Origin of the sequence: Tessaracoccus sp. MC1865, assembly GCF_017815535.1 — a bacterium.
GTDB lineage: Bacteria > Actinomycetota > Actinomycetes > Propionibacteriales > Propionibacteriaceae > Arachnia.
Map to the genome: position 1 here is coordinate 131,605 of NZ_CP072596.1, position 22,074 is coordinate 153,678.

The following is a 22,074-nucleotide window of genomic DNA, read 5'->3' on the forward strand; positions in this document are numbered from 1 at the left end:
GGCTAGTCGTCGTCATCGTCATCCACGTCATCGTCGTCGTCGTCATCGGTGGACGGGGCCGGTGCCGGCCTGACCGGGGGCGCGGGCTTGACGGGCTGCGGAGCCACGGTCGTCCGGGTGGGCGCGGGAGTCGTCGTCGCGGGCGTCGACGCGGTGGTGGGCGTCGGGCTGAGCTCCGGTGTCGCGGTGGCCGCGTCGACGGTGGGGCTGGGCGTCGGCGAAGGGCTGGGAGTCGTCGTCGTGCTGGCCGGGGACGGTACGGCGGTGACCACGATGGCCGGCTCCGCCGGCGGTTGCGCGAGGGGCGCGGCGAGCGCGACCAGCAGCCAGCCCACGAGCAGCCCGGCCACGACGGCAGCGGCCACCAGCCCGGCCGTCACCCCGCGTTTCCTGTCCATGCGCTTGCCTCCTGCCTCTAGTGAAGGGTGCCAGGATGAAGGGGAGCGGAACGGCAGATGAGAAGACTCTCATCTGCCGTTGTGGCTGCGGCCCTCAGCGGCTGCGGCTCAGAGCCCTTCGCGCTTCGGGATGGTGAGCACCAGGGGCTTGTTGACCTCGGCGAAGAAGTCGTTGCCCTTGTCGTCCACCACGATGAACGCCGGGAAGTCCTGCACGTCGATCTTCCAGATCGCCTCCATGCCGAGCTCCTCGTATTCGACGACCTCGACGTGCTTGATGCAGTCCTGTGCCAGCCTGGCGGCGGGGCCGCCGATCGAGCCCAGGTAGAAGCCGCCGTGCGTGTCGCATGCATCGGTGACGGCCTGCGAGCGGTTGCCCTTGGCGAGCATCACCATCGAGCCGCCGGCTGCCTGGAACTGGTCGACGTAGGAGTCCATCCGGCCGGCGGTGGTGGGCCCGAACGAGCCCGACGCCATGCCGGTGGGGGTCTTCGCCGGACCGGCGTAGTAGACGGGGTGGTCCTTCAGGTACTGCGGCATCTCCTCGCCCGCGTCGAGGCGTTCCTTGATCTTGGCGTGGGCGATGTCGCGCGCGACGATCAGCGGGCCGGTCAGCGACAGGCGCGTCTTCACGGGGTGCTTGGACAGCTCGGCCAGCACGTCTGTCATGGGCCGGTTCAGGTCGATGCGCACGACGGCGCCCTTCCCCGTGCCGGTCACGCCGTCGGTCTCCGCGTCGAGGTCCTCGTCCACGTGGTCCGGCATGAAGCGGGCGGGCTCGGTCTCGAGCTGCTCGATGAACACGCCCTCAGGCGTGATCTTGCCGAGGCACTGCCGGTCCGCGGAGCACGACACCGCGATCGCCACCGGGAGCGACGCGCCGTGGCGCGGCAGGCGGATGACCCGCACATCGTGGCAGAAGTACTTGCCGCCGAACTGGGCGCCGATGCCCATCTTGCGGGTGAGTTCCAGCACCTCCTGCTCGAGTTCCACGTCGCGGAAGCCGTGCGCCTCGATGGAGCCCGTCGTCGGGAGGGTGTCGAGGTACTTGGCGGAGGCGTACTTGGCGGTCTTCATCGCGAACTCGGCCGACGTGCCGCCGACGACGATCGCCAAATGGTACGGCGGGCAGGCCGCGGTGCCGAGCGAGCGCAGCTTCTCCTCGAGGAACGTCATCATCGAGTCGGGGTTCAGGATGGCCTTGGTCTCCTGGTAGAGGTAGCTCTTGTTCGCGGAGCCGCCGCCTTTGGCCATGAAGAGGAACTTGTAGCCGTTCTCGTGCCCGGGCGCGGTGTCTGCGTAGAGCTCGATCTGCGCCGGCAGGTTGCTTCCGGTGTTGCGCTCCTCCCACATGGTGATGGGCGCGTTCTGGGAATAGCGCAGGTTCAGCTTGGTGTAGGCGTTGTAGACGCCCAGCGACAGCGGCCGCTCGTCGGTGCCCTCGGTCAGCACCTGCTGGCCACGCTTGCCCATGATGATCGCGGTGCCGGTGTCCTGGCACATCGGCAGGATGCCGCCGGCGGCGATGTTGGCGTTCTTGAGCAGGTCGAGCGCCACGAACTTGTCGTTGGCGGAGGCCTCCGGGTCGTCCATGATGGTGCGCAGCTGCTGCAGGTGGGCCGGCCGCAGGTAGTGCGCGATGTCGTGCATCGCCGTCTCTGCGAGCAGCGTCAGTGCTTCCGGAGCGACCTTCAGGAACTGGCGTCCCTCCGGCCCCTCGACCACCTCGACACCCTCATGGGTGAGGAGACGGTAGGGGGTGTCGTCGCCCCCGGTGGGCAGCATGTCTGCGTAGCGAAACTCCGGCATCGGACCTCCTTGTAAAGCAATCGATTCAGTCTCCCACGCACGATTTCGTGGGTTAGCGTGGGGGCATGTTGTCACTGAGCGGGAAGCGTGCCCTCGTCACCGGCGCCAGCAAGGGCATCGGGTTCGCGACGGCGAAGTTGTTGCGCCACATGGGTGCCGAGGTGACCATCGCCGCGCGCACCGAAGAGGACCTGCGGGTGGCTGCTGACCAGATCGGCGCCCGCTGGGTGGTGGCGGACGTCTCCACGATCGACGGGGTGCGCGCCGCGGTCGAGGCCGCCGGGGAGGTCGACATCCTGGTGGCGAACGCCGGCGGGCCCCCGCCCGGCCTGCCGTCGGAGGTCACCGACGAGGGGTGGCACGCGGGTTTCGAGACCACCTTCATGTCGACGGCGCGGCTCGTCGACGCGGTGCTGCCGGGCATGCGCGCCCACGGCTGGGGCAGGGTCATCGCGATCACGTCGCTGACGGTGGGTCGCCCGTCGCTGACGCTGCCGGTCAGCAACGCCATGCGGGCGGCGGTGACCAACCATCTGCGCACCCTGGCGCTCGAGGTGGGCGCCGACGGGGTGACCTGCAACACGGTGGCGCCCGGGTACACGGCCACGGACCGGCTCAAGCGGCTGCACACTGATCCCGAGGCGGCGGACGAGATCCGGCACAAGATCCCGGCGCGTCGCTTCGGCGAGCCCGAGGAGGTCGCGGCGGCGGTGGCGTTCCTCGCCTCCGAGGAGGCGGCCTACATCACCGGCCAGGAGATCCTGGTCGACGGTGGCTACTCCATCTGACGGGGGGCGGATCGGCGAGTCTAGGCTGAGGGGATGGACGAGCACCTGACAGAGCGCCAGAAGGCAGCGCGCATCCGCGCGGAACTGAACGCGAGCCACGCCCGCAATGAGGCCGCGCGCGCAAAGGTGCTCATCGACGAGTTCCTCGTCGCTGCCCGCGAGCAGGGTCTGGCGCCCCGCCCGCTGAAGGCCGTCACGCTGGACGGGCACACCGTCAAGACGGACAAGACAGGCTGGTACCTGCGCACCAACCACTCCGTCGCCATCGACACCGAGGGCAACTACTACTCGCTCACGGTTCCCGGCGGGTTGATGTCGCGGTTCACGGGCGTGAAGCTGCAGCCGCAACTGGCTCCGCTGGTGATCGGCCGCGGCGGCCGCGACGGTGAGACGGGTGACCTCAAGGAGTTCCTCGCCTGGGTCCTGAACGGCCACATCCCGCAAGACTGACCGCCCCGTCGTCGTCGCCCCGCCACCTCGCTGGGCAGAGTGAAGTTGTGCAGCTTGTCCGCTGCACAACTCAACAACGCTTGGGTGGGCGTCGTCTCACTCGCTGGGCAGAGTGAAGTTGTGCACCAAGTCCGCTGCACAACTCAACAACGCTTGGGTGGGCGTCGTCTCACTCGCTGGGCAGAGTGAAGTTGTGCAGCTTGTCCGCTGCACAACTCAACAACGCTTGGGTGGGCGAGGGTCCGGCCAGCCCGTAAGCTCGACGGCGTGACGAAGCGGATCTGGTGGGGCACCTGGCCCGGCGCGCTGGCGCTCGGGCTCCTGTCCCTGCTGCTGGTGCTGCCGGGGGCGCTCGCCGGGCTGCTGACGCTGCTGATCCCTGACACGGGCGGCGCCGGCGTGGACTTCGCCGTGGAAGAGGCGCCGCTCTGGCACCGCGTCTTCGGGATCATCTCCCTCGCCGCAGCCGTGGTGCTGCCGTTCCTGACGGTGCGTTGGGCCCGCCGCACCTGGCTCGGCTACGTCCTGCTCGCGCTGGGCCTGAGCTTCGTCTTCGGCGCCATCGGGCTGGGCCTTTTCGGCGTGGTCTGACGCAGCCCGGCGTGAGGGACAATGGACGCATGGGTTTGCTGGATTTCCTGGGGAAGCGCTCCGACGACGGGCTGAGCATCGATGAGACGCTGCTGGCGCTGAGCAGGGGCGCCGTACTCATCGACGTGCGCACCAAGGTCGAATACGAGGCGGGTCACGCGCCCGGCGCCCGCCCGGTGGACACCGGGGCCCTCCACGACAACCCGGTGGACGCCATCCACGGCGACGACCCGCTCGCGGAGCGCGACGCGGCCATCATCGTCATGTGCGACACGGGCCTGCGTTCCTCCTTCATGGCCGCACTGCTCCGCGAAAAGGGTCTCCTGGCCGAATCCGTGAGCGGTGGGTTGCGCGCCTGGGCGAAGGACGGCAACCCCGTGCTGCCCGGTCCGTACCGGGGCCGGCGATGAAGCGGCTGCTGGGGCTCCTGGCCGGCGCGGCCGCGGGCACCCTCGTGTCCGCCGGCGCGGCGTCGTACCTGATGGGCCGGCGCGAGATCGTCCGCCACGTCAACGACTACCGCATCCACTGGGGGGAGTCCCGCGACGGCGGCGAGGACGCCCTGCACTACGTGGCGCTCGGCGACTCCGCGGCCCAGGGCGTGGGGGCATCCCATGTGGACCACGGCTATGTGCCGCGGATCGGGCGCAAGCTCGCCGAGGTGACCGGCCGCGAGGTGTTGATCACCAACCTGTCGGTGAGCGGCGCGACCAGCGCCGACGTCGTGCGCGACCAGCTGCCGCAGTTCCGCGACCTCCCCTTCACGCCGGATCTGGTGACTCTCGACATCGGCGGCAACGACGTCGTGTTCCCCGGCCATTCGCCCGCGTCCTTCGAGGCGAACATGGACGTGGTCCTCGCGGCACTGCCGGAAGGTTCCTTCGTCGCTGACGTGCCGTGGTTCATGGTGCCGGTGCTGGGCCGCCAGTCGCAGAAGATGGCCGCCGTCGCGTCGATCCTCATCGAGCGCCACCAGCACCACCTGGTGCCGCTGCACCGCGCCACCCGCGAGGCGGGCACCTGGCGCTACCACCGCTACACCGCGGGGGACTGGTTCCACCCCAACGACCTCGGCTACGAGGGGTGGGCCGACGCCTACTGGGCCGCCATCGAGGCCAGCGGGGTCGTCGAGAGGCTGCTGCCGACGGATTGAGCGGCCGTTCCCGCCGCGTCGGGCGGTTTGGGATCGGTAGCCCGCAGCCGGTAGTCTGGCTCCTTGGCTGACCCCAGGTCAGTTTTGCCCTCCTGCCGCGGGACAGACTCGCGGCCGTTAGTCCGAAGGAGGTGGGGCTGAAGCATGCGCAAGTACGAGGTTATGGTGCTCATCGACTCAGATGTCGACGAGCGTCAGGTCCCCGCGCTGGTCGAGAAGCATCTCGAAGTCATCACCAAGGGTGGTGGCACCGTCGACAACCAGGACATCTGGGGACGTCGTCGGCTCGCATACGACATCAACAAGAAGTCCGAGGCTATTTACGCCGTCCTGCAGGTGACTGCGGATCCGGCGACCGTTGCTGAGATGGATCGCCTGATGACCATCGACGAGCGGGTTGTGCGCACCAAGGTGCTGCGCCGCGAGGACTGAGTTTTCCACAGCAAAAAAACTGAGTGGAAAATTGTCGGCGCCACCGGCCAAAGTGGTAGACAGATAGATTTTCACTCAGACCTCGACGACAAGGCCCAGGCTGTGTCGTCACCAAGTCCGAACTTATCGGAGGCATCAGAAACATGGCAGGCGAAACCCAGATCACGGTGATCGGAAACCTCACCGCAGATCCCGAGCTCCGCTTCACGCCCAACGGCGCAGCGGTGGCCAACTTCAGGATTGCGTCGACACCCCGTGTGCTCGACCGTCAGTCCAACGAGTGGCGGGACGGCGAGGCGTTGTTCCTCAGCTGCTCCGTGTGGCGCCAGTACGCCGAGAATGTGGCCGAAACCCTTCGCAAGGGTATGCAGGTCATCATTCAGGGCCGTCTGAAGTCGCGTACGTATGACGACCGTGAGGGAGTCAAGCGCACCGTCTTCGAGATCGATGTCGACGAGGTCGGACCCACCCTCCGCTTCTCAACCGCAACCGTCACCCGCTCCGGCAGTGGTGGCGGCGGCGGTGGTGGCCAGTGGCAGGGTAACCAGGGTGGTGGCAACACCGGTGGTGGTCAGGGTAGCCCGCAGGGCGATCCGTGGGCCAGCTCCGGCAACGCCGGAGGCGGCAACCGCGGCGGGAATGACCCGTGGGCGCAGTCGCAGCCGGAAGAGCCCCCGTTCTGATCCATCGCTTATCTAGCTCCCATGGGCTAGCTGGCACATTCCGTCGCAAGACGGGCTTTCAGTAATAGAAGGAGAGCACCACAATGGCCGGTCCACAGCGCAAGTCTGTGAACAAGAAGAAGATCATGCCGGTGAAGACGACCCGCGTCGCCAACATCGACTACAAGGACATCAACACGCTCAAGAAGTTCATCTCTGAGCGTGGCAAGATCCGTGCCCGTCGCGTCACTGGCCTTTCGGTCCAGGACCAGCGCAAGATCGCCATCGCCGTGAAGAACGCGCGCGAAGTCGCTCTGCTGCCGTACGCGTCGACCGCCCGCTGATCGGAAGGGATGAAGACACCATGATGAAGCTCATTCTGACCAGCACCGTTGACAAGCTCGGCATCGCCGGCGACGTCGTCGAGGTCAAGGACGGCTACGGCCGTAACTTCCTCCTGCCCCAGGGCAGGGCCATCCGCTGGACCCGCGGAACCGAGAAGCAGATCGACGGCATCAAGCGGGCGCGCGACGCCCGTGAGGTGCGCGGCGTCGAGCACGCTCAGCAACTGCGCACGCAGCTCGAGGGCCTCAAGGTCACCGTCGCTGCCCGCGCTTCGGAGGCGGGCCACCTGTTCGGCTCCGTCACCGCTGCTGACCTGGTTCAGGCAGTCAAGAAGGCCGGTGGCCCCACGGTCGACAAGCGCACCGCTTCGTTCCCGAAGCCGGTGAAGTCTGTCGGCAGCCACACCGCAGCCATCAAGCTGCACCAGGCCGTCACCGCGTACGTCCCGTTCGAGGTCGTCGCCCAGTGATCGTCTGATCGCAACCTGCAAGAGCCCCGGCTTCGGCCGGGGCTCTTGTCATTTCTCGGGGGAGTCAATCGACGGGTGACTGGAGCCAGTCGTCGATCTCCGCCAGCCAGCGGCGCTTGTCGTCGGCCGGGGCGAAGCTGGCGTTGACCGACGAGCGCGCCAGCCTGGCCAGGGCCGCGTCGTCGAGTCCGTGGACCTCGCGCGCTGTGACGTACTGGTCCGTGAGCCTGGACAGGAACAGCAGCGGGTCGTCGGCACCGAGAGCGATATCGGCCCCGGCGTCGAGGAGTGTGCGGAGGGGCACCTCGTCCGGCTCGCGGTAGACGCCCAGCTGCACGTTCGACGCCGGACACACTTCGAAGGTGATGCCCCGGTCGACCATCCGGCTCAGCAGATCGGGGTTCTCGACGGCGCGGACACCGTGCCCGATGCGGGCGGGCTGCAGGTGCTCGACGACCTCCTCAAGGTGGTCTGCTCCGCGCAGCTCGCCGCCGTGCGGCACCCCCGGTAGGCCGGCGCGCCGGGCGATCCGGAACGCGCCCTCCCACTCGTGGGTACGGCCCTCGCGCTCGTTGTTGTTGAGCCCGAACGCGCACACCTCCCCGGCGCCCTGGCCGGCGTGCCGCGCGGCGATCCGCGCGAGGGTGCGGGCGTCCAGCGGGTGCCGGATGCGGGAGGCGGCCACCACCACCCCGATCTGCACGCCGGAGCTGGCGGAGGCGAGCCGAGCCTCGTCGCACACGATCTCCAGCGCCTCCTGCAGCCCTCCGACGGAGGAGGCGTACGACGTGGGGTCCACCTGCAACTCCAGCCGGCGCGAGCCCTCGGCGGCGTCCTCAGCTGCGGCGTTGCGGACCACCGCGCGGAGCGCCTCCTCGCCCCGGACGGCGGCGCGGGCCACGTCGTAGAGGTGTTGGAAGCGGTTCCAGCCCCGCCTGTCGTAGGGCACGTCCAGGGCTACGCCGTCGATGAGGGTGGGAGGCAGGTCCATGTCGCGGGCCTCCGCCAACTGCCGGAGGGCGGGCACACTCAGGGACCCGGTGAAGTGGAGATGCAGATGTGCCTTGGGCAGCGCGGCCAGATCCCGCGTCGGTTTCGGCTCCTGCAACATGTGCCGATGGTAGTGAATCAATCTCGTGGGGCAAAGACGCATCTCCGCCTGTAGCCTTGACGCTCATGAGCGCCCGATTCCTCACCACATGGCCGTGCCAGGACGCCTGCGGCACGATCAAGACCGACGAGCTGGTTGAAGGCGCGCCGGTCTACCGCTGCCCGGGGTGCGACACCACGTGGATCGAACTCAACGAGCGGACCGAGGTCGCCGGCCAGCAGACCAATAGACACGCCACTGACCGCCCCCGGGACGGGCAGCTTATGACCGGGTCTGGGTCGAACCCCTGACCTGGATCATCGGCGCGGCAACTACTACCTCCCGTGGCTCTTCACCGCCGAGGAGGTCGAGCAGCAGAGTGGTGGCTTCCGCGCCCAGACCGGCAGGATCGTAGGCCAGCGAAGTGATCGGTGGGGAGGCCACCCGGCACAACGTGGAGTCCTCGAAGGACACGATGGCCACGTCGTCCGGGATCCGCACACCCATGGCAGTGATCGCGCCAAGGCCGCCCAGCATCAGACCCTCGTTGTCATAGATGATGGCCGTGGGCGGATTGTCGGCCATGAGTAACTGCTGTGTGATGGCCTGGCCGGCGTTGATGCTGCCCGGATTGGTCTCGATCCGCGGGGTCTCGATGCCCAGTTCCCGGCACGACTCGGCAAAGGCAGCGGACCGTCTGAGGGTGTGGATCAGGTTCGGGGGAGCCGGGACGTGCGTGATGCGCCGGTGCCCCTGAACTGCGAGGTGGTCCACGATGAAGCGCATGGCCGCAGCGTCGTCGACACGGACGTTGGGCAGTTCGTTGCCAGGCAGCGAGCCGATCAACACTGCCGGCATCGTCAGTTCTTCCAGGATGGCGGGCCGGGGGTCGTCCACCACGGGGTCTGTGAGGATCACCCCGTCGACACGGCGCTCGAAGTGCCAACGGCGGTAGGTTTCGAGTTCCTCTCCCGGGGAAACGATGAACTGGAGCACCAACGCCAACGCGTGCGCGGTCAGGACTTCCTCGATCCCGGCGATGAGGTGCATCAGGAACCGCTCGCCCGTGGACTCACCAGTGGGTCGTGGCAGCACCATGCCAACTGCCTGCGCTCGCCCCGCGGACAGCGCCGCGGCGGCGACGCTCCGGTGCCAGCCGATCTCCTGGGCGACCTGCAGCACGCGGGCCCGCGTCGACTCGGAGACGCCCGGGCGGTTGTTCAGCGCAAACGAGACCGCGGTGGGCGAGACGCCCGCGATGCGGGAGATGTCCTTGATGGTCGGGCGGGGCATGCCTTCATCCTTCCATCGTTCACCCCCCGGAATGCGCACGGGCCGGTGGGAACGAAGAGACACGCAGCCGGAACGCGCATTATCCACCCCCCCGGTACGGTGAGGGTGACGAAGGGGGCTCGCCTGTGAGCGCAACCACTGGAAACCAGGACCCGGTCCAGCAGGACGGCGCCGATGCCACCGCGCCGTGGCGCTCGCTGGTCATCGGTGCCGCAGCGTTGCTGCTGGCGCTCCTGCCGCACCTTGCCATGGCGGTGAGGGAGGCCTTCCGTGGCGCCTCTGCGGGCGGGCAGTTCCGGCTGGCCCTGAATCTGTTCAGCTACTACAACTCGGTCTCGGCCGTCGTCATGGCCGCTGCCTTCACCGCGCTCGGCCTGAGGATCTGGCGCGCCAAGCGAGGGCCGGTTGCGGCCGGCCCGGCGGCGTTCGTCGCGACGGTGGGCATGGCCCTGCTCGTGGTGGTCAGCTTCGTCGACCTCTCCGGGAACGCCCTCAGCCCCAGCCCGCCAGCCATGCTGGTGATGACCATGGCCGTCGTCGCCGCCTACTCCGGCTACGCGGTGCTGGCCTACTGGCTGCTCATGCGAGGCCCCATCGCCTTCACCGTCGGATTGGGTCTGCTCTACCTCCCGACGGTCTACTGGCTCACGGGGCTGATGTCCGCGGTGGTGGGCCAGACTGGCTCAGCGGCCATCGTCTACGTGCCCTATGTGGTGGCCGCCGGCCTCGGCCTCGCGCTCGGCCGCCTCGGATGGGACACGCCACGCCGGATCCTCGCCTGGCTCGCGGTGCTACTCATCGTCACCGTGGGCGTGGCCGGTCACGTCGCCCTCGACGCGGCGCTCACCATGGGGGGCTTCGAGCAGACGTGGGCGACGTTCTGGATCGTGCTGCAGGGCTCGCTCATTTCCGCGGGGATCGCCTTGATCGTGGGCGTCCTCGTGCGTCTCATCGACACCCGGCGCGGAGCCAAGTCCGCAGCTTCCGCCGCCTGACGGCCACCGTCGACAGATTCGGGGGCCGGTGTGGATCATCCACACCGGCCCCCGTTCAGTTGCATTGCGTCAGAGGCCAGTGAACCCGTTGGGGTTGTCGTGCTGCCAGCGGTAGGTGTCGGCGCAGGCGTCGGCCACGGTCTTCTCCGCGTGCCAGCCCAGTTCGTTGTGCGCCTTGTCGACGTTGGCGTAGCTCTCGGCGACATCGCCCGGGCGGCGGGCCACGATCTCGTACGGGATCTCCTGGCCGGCTGCGGCCTCGAACGCGTGCACGATCTCCAGGACCGAGGACGGCTGGCCGGTGCCGAGGTTCCAGACGTGGTAACCGGTGTGGTCGCCGAGGTAGTTCAGCGCGGCGAGGTGACCGGCGGCCAGGTCGACCACGTGGATGTAGTCCCGGCGACCGGTGCCATCCGGGGTGGCGTAGTCGTCGCCGAAGATCATCAGCTTCTCGCGGCGACCGGCGGCCACCTGCGCCACGAACGGCAGCAGGTTGTTCGGAATGCCCTTGGGGTCTTCGCCGATGCGGCCGGATTCGTGTGCGCCGATGGGGTTGAAGTACCGCAGGATGGCAACCGAGAGCTCGGGGTTGGCGGCCGAGGCGTCCTCGAGGATCTGCTCGAGCATGTGCTTGGTGCGGCCGTACGGGTTGGTGGCGCCGGTGGGCGCGTCCTCGGTGAACGGGGGCTCCGACTCCTCGCCGTAGACGGTGGCGGAGCTGGAGAAGACGATGCGGTTGCAGCCGTGCTTGGCCATGGTCTCCACCAGCGTGATCGTGGAGCCGATGTTCTCGCGGTAGTACGTCAGCGGGATCTGTGTGGATTCGCCCACGGCCTTCCAGCCGGCGAAGTGGATCACGGAATCCGGCCGGAAGTCCGCGAAGGCCTTGTCGAGAGCCGCCGCGTCGCGAACATTGGCCTCGACGAACTGGGCTTCGCGCCCGGCGAGGTCTGCGACGCGGCGCAGCGACTCCTCGGAACTGTTGGACAGGTCGTCGACGACCAGGACGTCGTGACCATCCTGAAGAAGGGCAAGTGTGGTGTGGGAGCCGATGTAGCCGGCGCCACCGGTGACGAGCACGCGCATGGGTGGGGTTCCTCCTCGGGTTCAGCCCCAACTCTAGACCTGTGCAGTTGACGCTGAGCGGTGCGGGTCGCCGCTTAAGCGAATCGCTCAGTGCTCGTCAGCACTCGATGAAGGCGACCGCGAGGCCGCCCTCAGAGGTCTCCTTGTACTTGCTGAGCATGTCGCGCCCGGTATCGCGCATGGTGCGGATGGCCTGGTCGAGTGTCACGCGGTGCCGCCCGTCCCCGTTGAGTGCCAGCTGCGCCGCGTTGATGGCCTTGACCGACGCCATGGCGTTGCGCTCGATGCAGGGCACCTGCACGAGCCCGCCGATGGGGTCACAGGTCAGCCCGAGGTTGTGTTCGAGCCCGATTTCCGCCGCGTTCTCCACCTGGGCAGGGGAGCCGCCCATCACCTGGGCCAGGCCGGCGGCCGCCATCGCGCAGGCGGATCCAACCTCGCCCTGGCACCCCACTTCGGCGCCGGAGATGGAGGCGTTCATCTTCAGCAGCACCCCGACGGCGGTGGCCGCCAGCAGGAAATCCACCACGTCCTCGTCCCGGGCGCCGGCCTGGAACTTCATGTAGTACTGCAGCACCGCGGGGATGATGCCGGCGGCACCGTTCGTCGGCGCGGTCACGACGCAGCCGCCCGCCGCATTCTCCTCGTTGACCGCCAGCGCGTAGAGGTTGACCCAGTCCATGGCCGAGAAGGTGCGGGTGATCAGGTTGGGGGCGTCGTCTCGGGAGATGAGGTGGCGGTACAGGTCCGGCGCCCGCCGCGGGACGCGCAACCCGCCGGGGAGGAAGCCCTCCTGCAGCACGCCCCGCTCGATGCAGCCGCGCATGGCGGACCAGATCTCCAGCAGGGCCGCCCCGGTCTCCTCCGCCGGACGCCAGGCCAGTTCGTTGCGGGCCACCAGCTCGGCGACATTCAGGTCGTGCAGCGAGCACAACGCCAGCAGCTCCTCCGAGGTGCTGAACGGGAACTCGACGGTGACGTCCGCCACCCCGGTCTCACCGGCCTCGGCCTGCGCCTCGTCGACGACGAACCCGCCGCCGATGGAGTAGAACGTGTTGGTCATCAGATCCGCACCGTCGTCGCCGAGGGTGGTGACCGTCAGGGCGTTCGGGTGCCAGGGTTTGGATTCGCGGTGGAACAGCAGATCGGTGGACCAGTCGAACGGCAGCCGGCGCTCCTTGAACATCAGTCCGTCGCCGTGCACCACGGCGTCCACGGCCGCCTTCATCTCGTCCGGATCAACCCGCTGGGGCTGGAATCCGAGCAGCCCGGCGACGACGGCGCGGTCCGTCCCGTGCCCCAGCCCCGTGGCCGCGAGCGAGCCGTAGAGGTCGACGCGGACCCTGGCCACGTCGTCGACCACGGGGCTGGCCAGGAGTTGGGTGCGGAAGAGCGCGCCGGCGCGCATGGGGCCCATCGTGTGGGACGACGAGGGACCCACCCCGATTTTGAACAGGTCAAGCGCGCTGATCGCCATGTACCGACGATACCCTCAGCGCGCGCCTCCGTAGGCGGGGCGGGACGGCAGGGTGGCGCGGATCCGGAGGGGACGACCCCGCTCGATGTGCAGCCGCAGCCCGTCGTGCACCATGAACCAGGCCAGCACCCCGATGACGGCCATGCCCGTGGCCAGGGAGGCCACCAGCACCGACGCCCGGGGACCGAGCACCTCGCCGAGCCAGCCGATCAGCGGCGCACCCAGCGGGGTGCCGCCGGCGAAGATCGCGACGTAGACCGCCATGACGCGCCCGCGGTACTCAGGCGCGGTGGACAACTGGACCGCCGCGTTCGCCGTCGTCATCACAGTGAGGGCGAAGAAGCCCGAGGGGATCAGGAGCAGCGCGTAGACGGTGTAGTTGGGCGCGAACGTCAGGGCGAAGGTGCTCACCGCGAAGCCGGTCAGGGCCATCAGCACGGTGCGCAGCGACGGGTTCGCCCGCCGCGTGGCGCCGAGTGCCCCGGCGAGCGTGCCGATGGCCATGATCGTGCCGAGCAGGCCGAACTCGCGGGCTCCGGCGCGGAACACCTCTGTGGCCATGGTGGCGTTGAAGATCTGGAAGTTCATGCCGAACGTGCCCAGCATGAAGACCACCACCAGTAACACGATGATGTCCGGCCGGCCGCCCAGGTACCGCAGGCCGTCCATGGCAGCGCCACGCGCCTTCACCATGGGCGCGGGGTGCAGTTCGTCTGCGCGCATCAACAACAGCGCAGCGATGAAGGCGAAGAAGCTGAGCCCGTTGATCAGCAGCGTGGGACCCACGCCGACGGCGGCCACCAGGACGCCGGCCAGGCCGGGGCCGATGAGCCGCGCCCCGTTGAACGAGGTCGAGTTGAGCCCCACTGCGTTGGGTAGCAGTTTGAGCGGCACCATCTCCGACACGAACGACTGCCGCGCGGGGTTGTCGAACGCGGTGATGGCGCCGGTGATCAGCGCGAAGACGTAGACGTGCCAGAGCTGCACCGTGCCCGTGGCCACCAGGCCCCACAGGGCCAGCGCGGTGGCGGCGAGCGCGAGCTGTGAGATGACGAGCACCTTGCGCTTGTCGAAGCGGTCCACCACCGCCCCCGCGTAGGGGGCGAGCAGCGGGATGGCGAGGAACTGCAGCGCCGTGACGATGCCCAGCGCGGTGCTGGAGTTGTCCGTCAGCTCGGTCAGCACCAGCCAGTCCTGCCCGATGCGCTGGATCCAGGTGCCCAGGTTGCTGACCAGGGCGCCGACGAAGAAGAAGCGGTAGTTGCGCACCGCGAACGAGGCGAATGTGCGCCAGCGGGTGGTGATCTCAGGCATGCGACACCTCCAGGAGGAGGTCGGCGGCCTTCCTCAAGAGCGCCAGCTTGTCGTCGTCGAGGGAATCGATGTGGGTGAGCATCCAGAGGTCGCGGTGCGCGATCGTCTCCTGGACCACCTCGTCACCGGCCTTCGTCGAATGAATGAGCACCTGGCGCCCGTCGTGGGGGTGCGGCTGCTTCTCCACGAGGCCGCGCTCGCAGAGGGCGTTCAGCGTGCGGGTCATCGACGGCGTGCTGACGCGGTCGTCCTCTGCCAGCTGGGTGGGGGTCTGGGGGCCGACGCGATTGACGCGGGCCAACACCGAGAAGAGGTGGGGAGGCAGCTCGCTGGTGGACTCGAACCGGACACGGCGCGCGATGCGCTGGCAGGCGAGACGGAGGTCGTTGGCGAGGGCGGGCTTATCGAGGGGCACGGTTGCGGTGCCGGCCGAAGTGGGTGCGGTATTCGTCACGGATTCCTTTCGTGGACCGGAAGTTACCCTAGCTCATTACCTCAGCTAATCAAAATCCACCTTGGGTTGCGGGAGCGGCGACTAGTGGGATGCGTCTGGGCCGAACCTATTGCGTTGCTGAATTCCGGCCTGTACCTTCGGAGGTAACGATTCTGGGAACGATTCCAGTGGAGGTGGTTGTGAGCTCATCCCGCAATGACGCAGGGTCCGGTCCGGATCTGAGGATCGCCCGTATCAAGACGGTGCCGATCATCGCTCCGCTTGCCCGGGAGTTCCGCGGCAGCCACTACCACATGACGCACAGGGCGACGCTGATCGTGCAGGTGATCACCGACGGCGGGATCGTGGGGGAGGCCTACGCCGGAGACGAGGACAAGACGCTCCTCGACATCGAGGCGATCGTCCACAACGAGATCGCTCCTGCTCTCGTCGGACAGGACGCGCTGCGGACAGAGAAGTGCTGGGACCTCATGTATCCGGTGACCTTCGACATCCTCCGTGATCGTCGTCTGGGGCTCGTGGCCATCGGCGCAGTCGACGCCGCTATCTGGGACGCGGTGGGCAAGGCTCTGGGTCAGCCCCTGTGGCGGCTCTGGGGCGGATTCCGGAACGAAGTACCGCTGGTGGCCATTGGTGGCTACTACGGTGAGCCGCTCGGGACGATCCCCGAGGAGATCCGGTACTACAAGGACGCCGGTCTGGCAGGCATGAAGTTCAAGGTCGGCGGCGCGTCCCCCGAGGAGGATGCGCGACGGGTCGAGGCGGCCAGGGCGGCGGCCGGCGACGACTTCGTCCTCACAGTTGATGCCAACAACGGGTACACGGTTCCCCAGGCGGTGGAGTTCACCACCCGGGTTGCTGACCTCGGCATCCGCTGGTTCGAGGAGCCGGTGCAGTGGCACAACGATCTGCGCAGCCTCCGGGATGTTCGCTACCGCACGACCATCCCGATCTGTGCTGGCCAGAGCGAGATGTCGCCGTCGGGATGCCGCGACCTGATGCAGACGGGATCGATCGATGTGTGCAACTTCGATGCCAGTTGGTCCGGGGGACCGACCCAGTGGCGTCGGACCGCAGCAATCGCACTGTCCTACGACGTCCAGATGGGCCACCACGAGGAACCTCAGGTCTCCACCCACCTCATTGCCAGTCAGCCGCACGGCACGTATGCGGAGTGTTTCCACCCGGACCGCGACCCCTTCTGGTGGCACCTCATCACCAACCGGCCGCCTCTCGAGAACGGCCATCTGATCCTGAGTGATGACCCTGGGCTGGGCTGGCAGCTCGACTGGGACTACATCGACAAGTACCGACTGGACAAACACTGAAGGAGGGGACATGGAGCGACTCCTTTTCATCATGAGGATCAAGCCCGGCATGGAGCGCGAGTATGAGCGCAGACATGACGCGGTCTGGCCCGCTCTACTGCGCGATCTGCACGACGCCGGCTTCCGCAACTACTCGTTGTTCCGGCGCGATCTCGAGGTTTACGCCTACGCCGAATGCCACCCCGACGCCGAGGATGCGTTGGCGGCGATCGGCCGCTCTGCCACGAACGCCGAATGGGGTGCGTGGTTCACAGATGTGCTCGAAGCGCTCCCAGACGACGCAGGTCTGACGAGGGCCGATGAAGTCTGGCACATGGATGAGTCGCTTGCGGCAGCCAGCGACTCCAACGATCCGTCCCGCCCGGGCCGGTGACCCCGACAGGAGGAAACCAAAGTGTTCATCCGACCGTTGAATAAGGCTCTGGTCAGCGCCGCCGCTGCCCTCGCCCTCGCCACCCTCGCCGCCTGTGGCGGGGAGACCACCGACAACACCACACCTCCGGTGGAGACCGCCGCTGAGGAGACCTCTCCCGTCGCGCCCGCGGAGGAGACCACCCCTGCCTCCCCGGGAGAAGAGAGCTCCCCCGCAGAGGGGGAGACCACCGACGAAGCCTCGCCGAGCGAGAGCGAGTCGCCCTCCGGGGAAGCCGAGTTCGTCGAGTTCCGCGAAGCCGAGCCCGGCAGCGGAGAAGGCATGAAGATCGGCCTCATCGCCCTGAACGACACGATCCCGTTCAGCAAGTTGGTCTCGGACTCGATCAAGGAGCAGGCCGAGAAGGCAGGCGCCGAACTGGTGTTCTGTGATTCGAAGCTCGACGCCGCCACCGCCCTCGACTGTGCGAAGAACTTCGCGACCCAGGGAGTGGAGGGCTACCTCAACTTCCAGCCGGTCTCCGATGCGGCGCAGTCGATCTGCGACGCAGGCCCTGATGTACCCGTGATCGCCATCGACATCGCCCAGGGCGACTGTCAGGACGCCTTCATGGGTGCCAACAACAGCCGCGCGGGATTCGTCGCGGGTGAGGGACTCGGCAACTTCATGAAAGAGCAGTTCGACTGTGAGTACGACGCGTACGTGTCTCTTGAGGATCTCGGCGTGGGTGAGGTCAATACTCTGCGCATGGATGGCATCCGTGAAGGCTTCCAGTCCGTTTGCGAGGGTGAGTTGAAGAACGAGCGCGTGCTCGACGCCGGTCGTCAGGACATCGCCCTGACAAAATTCGGCGACACGCTCACTGCGCTGCCGGGTATGGAGCGCATCATCGTCGTGGGCATCAACGACGACTCCGTCCTGGGTGCCTATGCTGCGGCGCGCACCGCGGGACGCGGAGAGCACCTCTACATGGCAGGCATGGGGGCTGACCCCACGGCGCACTGTGAGATCGCGAACAACCCGAACTGGGCCGGCGACGCCGCGTTCTTCCCCGAGCGCTACGGAGAAATCGGCGTGCCTTACCTGATCGACCTGATCAATGGTGAGGAAGTTCCGGAGAACCTCCTCGTCAACCACATCTTCGTGAACAAGGACAACGTGTCCGAGTTCTACGACGTGAGCGGCTGCTGAGAGGCATCTGATGGTCGACGTTCTCCCCCCGACAGGCGTCCCGGTGCTGTCCCTGCGTGGAGTCAGGAAGTCGTTCGGTGGTGTCGAGGTGCTCCACGGGATAGACCTCGACATCCACCCGGGCACAGTGGTGGCGCTGTTGGGGGAGAACGGGGCCGGCAAGTCCACGCTGGTCAAGATCGTGAGCGGTGACTACCAGGCCGACGACGGCACCATCATCGTCGACGGCGTTGTGCACAGCCAGATGACGCCGCAGTCCGCTTCTGAACTCGGCATCGGGATGATCTACCAGGAACTCAACGACGCCCCGTCGCTGACTGTGGCTGAGAACATCTCACTGGGCAAACTGCCCAATCGGATGGGTTTCGTCGATTGGCGTCAGGTCCGCAGTCGTGCCCGGGCTGTGCTGGAGGAACTTGAGGTGGATCTCGACATCGACCGGCCCGTCTCCACGCTACGGGTGGGCCAACGCCAGGTGATCGAGATCGCCCGTGCCCTCGTCGATCAGGCCAAGATCCTCGTGCTTGACGAACCGACGGCGGCGCTCTCCGGCGAAGAGACCGCGACCCTCTTCCGGTACATCCGTCGCCTCCGCGAACGCGGCACCGCGATGATCTACATCACCCACCGCTTGGACGAACTCAAGGAGGTCGCCGACGATGTCGTCGTCCTGCGCGACGGACACGTCAAGTACCGGGGCTCGGTGGCGGACAGCCCCCGCGCTGACCTGGTGGAGGCCATGGTCGGGGCACGGCTGGCCGACGCGGGCAGGCCCGCGCCCGCCGGAGCACTCGGTGAGGTGGTGGCGTCCTTCGACGGGGCCACCTCGCCGGGGGCCTTCACGGATGTGGACCTCGAGGTCCGGGCCGGTGAGGTGGTCGCGCTCTACGGAAAGGTGGGCTCCGGCATCGCCGAGGTGTGTGAGGCGGCCTTCGGAACCCTTCCGGTGTCGTCGGGCAGCATCGTGCTCAACGGCGGCTACCGGCCGAAATCGCCGCGGCACTCGGTGAGGGCCAACGTCGGTTACCTACCGGCCGACCGGAAATCCGAGGGCGCCTTCGGAATACTCACCAGCGCCCGCAATCTCGGTGCGGCCAGCTGGTCGCGCGACGCCCGGGCCTCGCTGTGGGCCGACGCCGGGGCTGAGAATGAGGCCTTCGAGCGCTGGCGGGATGAGCTGAACATCAAGGTGAGCCCGCAAGGGGCCAACCGCCCCATCTTCAGGCTCTCCGGTGGCAACCAGCAGAAGGTGCTCCTGGCGCGCTGGCTGCACGCGGACTCATCGCTGATGCTCCTGGTCGAGCCGACCCGAGGGGTGGACGTGGGTGCCCGTCAGGACATCTACCAGGCACTGCGGGATCTCGCCGCGGATGGAATCGGGATCCTGGTCGCCACCTCGGATTCGGAGGAGGTGGTCCACCTCGCGGACCGGGCCGTTGTGATGGCACGCGGCGAGGTCGTTCGTGAACTGAGCCATGACGAGGTCACCCTTGCCGCGCTGACTGATGCGGCTGGAGGCTGAAGATGAACAGGGAGGAACCCATGAGTGAGACAGGCCCCGAGGTGGGTCAGCCCGCAGCAGCGCCAGACCCGGCTACTGCTGACGCGGCGCCCGCCCGCAAGAGGATCACGATCCCTGAGATGGCCGCGCTGATCGGAGTCCTGGCCGTCCTTATCGTCTTCTTCAGCGTGGCGAGCCCCTTCTTCCTGAGCGCCAACAACCTGCTGAACATTCTCACCGCGATCGCCGTGACGGGCATCCTCGCGGCGCCCGGCACCCTGCTGCTCATCGCGGGGCAGGTGGATCTGTCGGTGGGTGCGGCGACCGCCCTGTGCGGGATTGTCCTTGCCGTGCTCACCCCCACCCTCGGGTTGCCTGTGGCGGTGCTCACCACCATCGCGACCGGCTGCATCATCGGTCTCATCAACGGTGTGCTCGTAACGGTCGTCGGTCTGAACAGCCTGATCGTCACCCTCGGTGGGCTGGCGGCGTTCCGCGGCGTGGCCTTCCTTCTCGGAGACGGGCAAACGGTGATAATGCCGAACTTCGGCTACCTCGGCACGGCGCGTCCTTTGGGGGTCCCGATGCCCGTCGTCGTCCTGCTGGCCTTCATGGCGGTGGTCTACGTCGTGCTGCGCTACACCGTGTTCGGGCGCAACATCTATGCCATCGGCGCCAATCCCGTTGCCGCCCGACTGGTGGGCATCCCGAGCCGCCGAACCATCTTCCTCGCCTTCGTGGCCTCCGGCGTCGCCATGGCGACTGCCGGCATGATCCTCACCTCACAACTGGGGGCCGCCGTGCCCAATGCGGCCCTCGGGATGGAGTTGATGGTCGTGACCGCCATCGTGCTGGGCGGAGCCAGCCTGTCGGGTGGAAGGGGATCGGTGCTCGGAACTCTGCTCGGCCTGGTCATCATCGGAGTGTTGAACAACGGACTCATCCTGATGAACGTCTCGTCCTATTGGCAACAGGTCGCCAACGGCGTCCTGCTCGTGGCAGCCGTCTCGTTCGACCGGCTACGAGAACGCTTCTCACCAGCCTGACAAGGAGAACTGACATGTCCGCCAAGACCAGAGTCGGCGTCATCGGCGCCGGATCCTGGGCCCTCGCCTCCCACCTGCCCAACCTGGCCCGCCGCGACGACGTGGAGTTCGTCGCCGTCAACCGGCGCGGGGAGGATGCGCTCAAACGCGTCCAGAGGGCATATGGCTTCGCCCATGCCCATACCGAGTGGCAGGACGTCCTCGACCACGACATCGACGTCGTGGTCATCTCGAGCCCCACGTCTTTCCACGTCGAGCAGGGCGTCGCGGCGCTGGAGCGCGGTATCCATGTGCTGATGGAAAAGCCGGTGGCCATCGACTCCCAGTCCGCCTGGCGGCTGGCCGAAGCCAGCGAGCGGACCGGCCGTCACGTGGTGGTGGCGTTCGGGTGGAACTTCAAGCCGATGATCCGGCAGGCGAAGCGGCTGATGACCGAGCACGGCATCGGCGAGGTGGAGGCGGTGAGCCTGCACATGTCGTCGCAGACGAGGGAACTGCTCTCCAACACCGGCGCCTATCCGGACGCGAGCAAGGACCTGCTTCCGCAGAACGAGACTTGGACCGACCCGAGTATCTCCGGCGGGGGCTACGCGCAGGCTCAACTCAGCCACGCACTGGGCCTCCAACTGTGGCTGACCGACATGCGCGTGGACGGTGCGTTTGCGCGGATGACGGCGCCCCTGAGTGCTCCAGTCGAGCTGCACGATGCCGTGACGCTGCGGTACGAGGGAGGCGCCATCGGGACGATGTTCGGTGGGTCCAACCACGTCGGGGCCGGAAACAACAAACACCAGCTCAACTTCTTTGCCATCGGGAGCGAGGGCCAACTGCGGGTCGACGTCGAGCGCGAACAGGTCTGGCTGTTCCGCTCCGATGGATTCGAAGCGAACCTCCCACTCACCGATAAGGATGGCGCCTACGACTGCATCGGCCCTGTGGACACCGTGATTGAGTTGGCGCAGGGCGGGCATGTGGAGAACTGCGCGCCGGCATGGCTCGGCGCCCGCACCGTCGAAGCACTGGAGCTCGCTTACGCCAGTGCCGGTTCAGGGCACTTCGAGGAGCGGAAGTGACGGGCCTCGACCTGGGCGCCTCTCTGAAGGGACGCGTCGTCGTCGTCACCGGTGCAGCCGGTGCCATCGGGTCCAAGGTGGCCCTCGCCCTGGACGAGGCCGGTGTGCGTGTGTTGGCGGTCGATCTCCCGGGGAGGACTCCTCCCCACCTGCGGAGTGGGGCCCCCGCGTCGTACGACCTGGTGGACGTGGGTGGACATGAGGACCTGTTCGAGCACGCCCGGGCGCTGGGTGAGGTGGTGGGCCTCGTGCACACTGCGGCCATCATCCGCCGCAGCGCGGTCGACGAAGTGACCGAGGAAGATTTCGACACGCAGGTGGCAGTGAACCTGAAGGCCACCTACTTCCTCAACCGCCAGGCGTGGCGCACGATGCGCTCAGTGGGGCGCGGCTCAATCGTCAACTACGTCTCGCAGGGCTGGATGTCCGGGGGCTACCAGGGGAGCATCGTCTACGCGGCCACCAAAGGTGCGGTCACGAGCATGACGCGGGGTTTCGCCCGCAGCTTTGCGCCTGACGGCGTGCGGGTCAACGCCGTCAGCCCTGGCTACGTGGACACCGAGATGTTGCGCGAGGGGGTTTCACCGGAGGACCGCCAACGGCTGGTCGACGAGGTACCCCTCGGGCGGCTCGCTGACCCCGATGATCTGGTCGGGGCCACCGTGTTCCTGCTCTCCGACGCTGCCAGCTACATCACCGGAGCCGTCATCAACGTCTCCGGTGGGCAACTCATGTACTGAAGGAAGGGGACGCAAC

At 67.4% G+C, this 22,074-nt stretch carries 26 protein-coding genes; 18 read left to right on the plus strand and 8 right to left on the minus strand.

What is annotated here, in order from left to right:
* Positions 1-2: 2 nt before the first annotated feature.
* Complete coding sequence (locus tag J7D54_RS14360; RefSeq protein ID WP_182763005.1) at positions 3-398, minus strand: hypothetical protein; 396 nt, start codon at positions 396-398, stop codon at positions 3-5.
* Between the two features lie 108 nt (positions 399-506).
* A complete protein-coding gene (locus J7D54_RS00505; RefSeq protein ID WP_182763004.1) occupies positions 507-2,207 on the minus strand; it encodes a fumarate hydratase in 1,701 nt (566 codons plus the stop codon).
* A 65-nt stretch (positions 2,208-2,272) separates the two neighbouring features.
* On the opposite strand from J7D54_RS00505, the gene J7D54_RS00510 reads away from it, so the two are divergent.
* The 9 genes from J7D54_RS00510 to rplI all read left to right on the plus strand — a co-directional run bounded on the left by J7D54_RS00510 (position 2,273) and on the right by rplI (position 7,097).
* Positions 2,273-2,995 carry an SDR family oxidoreductase gene (locus J7D54_RS00510; RefSeq protein ID WP_182763003.1) on the plus strand — a complete coding sequence of 241 codons (723 nt, stop codon included), beginning with the start codon at positions 2,273-2,275 and terminating at the stop codon, positions 2,993-2,995.
* A gap of 33 nt (positions 2,996-3,028) precedes the next feature.
* Positions 3,029-3,445 (plus strand): hypothetical protein, encoded by a 417-nt coding sequence (locus tag J7D54_RS00515; protein ID WP_182763002.1) that lies wholly within the window; start codon positions 3,029-3,031, stop codon positions 3,443-3,445.
* 267 nt (positions 3,446-3,712) lie between these two features.
* Positions 3,713-4,036, plus strand: a complete 324-nt coding sequence (locus tag J7D54_RS00520; protein WP_182763001.1) for a hypothetical protein — start codon at positions 3,713-3,715, stop codon at positions 4,034-4,036.
* 29 nt (positions 4,037-4,065) lie between these two features.
* On the plus strand, positions 4,066-4,446 hold the full coding sequence (locus J7D54_RS00525; protein ID WP_076063429.1) for a rhodanese-like domain-containing protein: 381 nt from the start codon (positions 4,066-4,068) through the stop codon (positions 4,444-4,446).
* Complete coding sequence (locus tag J7D54_RS00530; RefSeq protein WP_182763000.1) at positions 4,443-5,189, plus strand: SGNH/GDSL hydrolase family protein; 747 nt, start codon at positions 4,443-4,445, stop codon at positions 5,187-5,189. The genes J7D54_RS00525 and J7D54_RS00530 overlap by 4 nt, the downstream gene beginning before the upstream one ends.
* A 144-nt stretch (positions 5,190-5,333) precedes the next feature.
* Positions 5,334-5,621 (plus strand): 30S ribosomal protein S6, encoded by a 288-nt coding sequence (gene rpsF, locus J7D54_RS00535; RefSeq protein ID WP_076063424.1) that lies wholly within the window; start codon positions 5,334-5,336, stop codon positions 5,619-5,621.
* A 143-nt stretch (positions 5,622-5,764) separates the two neighbouring features.
* Entirely contained in the window at positions 5,765-6,304 is a 540-nt protein-coding gene (locus J7D54_RS00540; RefSeq protein ID WP_076063422.1) for a single-stranded DNA-binding protein, read from the plus strand.
* A gap of 83 nt (positions 6,305-6,387) precedes the next feature.
* On the plus strand, positions 6,388-6,627 hold the full coding sequence (rpsR, locus tag J7D54_RS00545; RefSeq protein ID WP_076063420.1) for a 30S ribosomal protein S18: 240 nt from the start codon (positions 6,388-6,390) through the stop codon (positions 6,625-6,627).
* 23 nt (positions 6,628-6,650) lie between these two features.
* A complete protein-coding gene (rplI, locus tag J7D54_RS00550; RefSeq protein ID WP_182763355.1) occupies positions 6,651-7,097 on the plus strand; it encodes a 50S ribosomal protein L9 in 447 nt (148 codons plus the stop codon).
* A gap of 64 nt (positions 7,098-7,161) precedes the next feature.
* Here rplI and J7D54_RS00555 read toward each other — a convergent pair whose 3' ends face one another.
* Positions 7,162-8,208 (minus strand): adenosine deaminase, encoded by a 1,047-nt coding sequence (locus J7D54_RS00555; protein WP_182762999.1) that lies wholly within the window; start codon positions 8,206-8,208, stop codon positions 7,162-7,164.
* Between the two features lie 65 nt (positions 8,209-8,273).
* On the opposite strand from J7D54_RS00555, the gene J7D54_RS00560 reads away from it, so the two are divergent.
* Positions 8,274-8,498 (plus strand): hypothetical protein, encoded by a 225-nt coding sequence (locus tag J7D54_RS00560; protein ID WP_182762998.1) that lies wholly within the window; start codon positions 8,274-8,276, stop codon positions 8,496-8,498.
* Here the strand turns inward: J7D54_RS00560 and J7D54_RS00565 are convergent.
* Positions 8,470-9,480, minus strand: coding sequence for a LacI family DNA-binding transcriptional regulator (locus J7D54_RS00565; protein ID WP_182762997.1), 1,011 nt, complete (start codon positions 9,478-9,480; stop codon positions 8,470-8,472). The two genes, J7D54_RS00560 and J7D54_RS00565, sit on opposite strands and share 29 nt — an antisense overlap.
* A gap of 125 nt (positions 9,481-9,605) precedes the next feature.
* On the opposite strand from J7D54_RS00565, the gene J7D54_RS00570 reads away from it, so the two are divergent.
* Positions 9,606-10,475: a hypothetical protein gene (locus J7D54_RS00570; RefSeq protein WP_182762996.1), complete on the plus strand. Its 870-nt coding sequence runs from the start codon at positions 9,606-9,608 to the stop codon at positions 10,473-10,475.
* Between the two features lie 69 nt (positions 10,476-10,544).
* On the opposite strand, the gene galE is transcribed toward J7D54_RS00570, so the two are convergent.
* From galE to J7D54_RS00590, 4 genes are all read right to left on the minus strand, one after another.
* Positions 10,545-11,561: a UDP-glucose 4-epimerase GalE gene (galE, locus tag J7D54_RS00575; protein WP_182762995.1), complete on the minus strand. Its 1,017-nt coding sequence runs from the start codon at positions 11,559-11,561 to the stop codon at positions 10,545-10,547.
* 97 nt (positions 11,562-11,658) lie between these two features.
* The gene (locus J7D54_RS00580; protein ID WP_182762994.1) at positions 11,659-13,038 is read right to left on the minus strand and encodes an L-serine ammonia-lyase; all 1,380 of its coding nucleotides are present in this window, start codon (positions 13,036-13,038) and stop codon (positions 11,659-11,661) included.
* A gap of 15 nt (positions 13,039-13,053) precedes the next feature.
* Entirely contained in the window at positions 13,054-14,352 is a 1,299-nt protein-coding gene (locus J7D54_RS00585) for an MFS transporter (RefSeq protein WP_182762993.1), read from the minus strand.
* Complete coding sequence (locus J7D54_RS00590; protein WP_209455165.1) at positions 14,345-14,806, minus strand: MarR family winged helix-turn-helix transcriptional regulator; 462 nt, start codon at positions 14,804-14,806, stop codon at positions 14,345-14,347. Before J7D54_RS00590 ends, J7D54_RS00585 begins: the two co-directional genes overlap by 8 nt.
* A 179-nt stretch (positions 14,807-14,985) precedes the next feature.
* Between J7D54_RS00590 and J7D54_RS00595 the strand changes: the two genes are divergently transcribed.
* From J7D54_RS00595 to J7D54_RS00625, 7 genes are read left to right on the plus strand one after another with little or no spacing between them, the layout of a single operon-like run.
* Positions 14,986-16,134, plus strand: a complete 1,149-nt coding sequence (locus J7D54_RS00595) for a mandelate racemase/muconate lactonizing enzyme family protein (protein ID WP_209455166.1) — start codon at positions 14,986-14,988, stop codon at positions 16,132-16,134.
* Between the two features lie 10 nt (positions 16,135-16,144).
* A complete protein-coding gene (locus tag J7D54_RS00600) occupies positions 16,145-16,507 on the plus strand; it encodes an L-rhamnose mutarotase (RefSeq protein WP_182762991.1) in 363 nt (120 codons plus the stop codon).
* 21 nt (positions 16,508-16,528) lie between these two features.
* Positions 16,529-17,698: a sugar ABC transporter substrate-binding protein gene (locus J7D54_RS00605; protein ID WP_209455167.1), complete on the plus strand. Its 1,170-nt coding sequence runs from the start codon at positions 16,529-16,531 to the stop codon at positions 17,696-17,698.
* 10 nt (positions 17,699-17,708) lie between these two features.
* The gene (locus tag J7D54_RS00610) at positions 17,709-19,220 is read left to right on the plus strand and encodes a sugar ABC transporter ATP-binding protein (RefSeq protein WP_182762989.1); all 1,512 of its coding nucleotides are present in this window, start codon (positions 17,709-17,711) and stop codon (positions 19,218-19,220) included.
* A 20-nt stretch (positions 19,221-19,240) separates the two neighbouring features.
* Positions 19,241-20,245 (plus strand): ABC transporter permease, encoded by a 1,005-nt coding sequence (locus J7D54_RS00615; RefSeq protein WP_182762988.1) that lies wholly within the window; start codon positions 19,241-19,243, stop codon positions 20,243-20,245.
* Between the two features lie 14 nt (positions 20,246-20,259).
* A complete protein-coding gene (locus tag J7D54_RS00620; RefSeq protein WP_182762987.1) occupies positions 20,260-21,318 on the plus strand; it encodes a Gfo/Idh/MocA family protein in 1,059 nt (352 codons plus the stop codon).
* Positions 21,315-22,058 carry an SDR family NAD(P)-dependent oxidoreductase gene (locus tag J7D54_RS00625; protein ID WP_182762986.1) on the plus strand — a complete coding sequence of 248 codons (744 nt, stop codon included), beginning with the start codon at positions 21,315-21,317 and terminating at the stop codon, positions 22,056-22,058. Before J7D54_RS00620 ends, J7D54_RS00625 begins: the two co-directional genes overlap by 4 nt.
* Positions 22,059-22,074 lie beyond the last annotated feature (16 nt).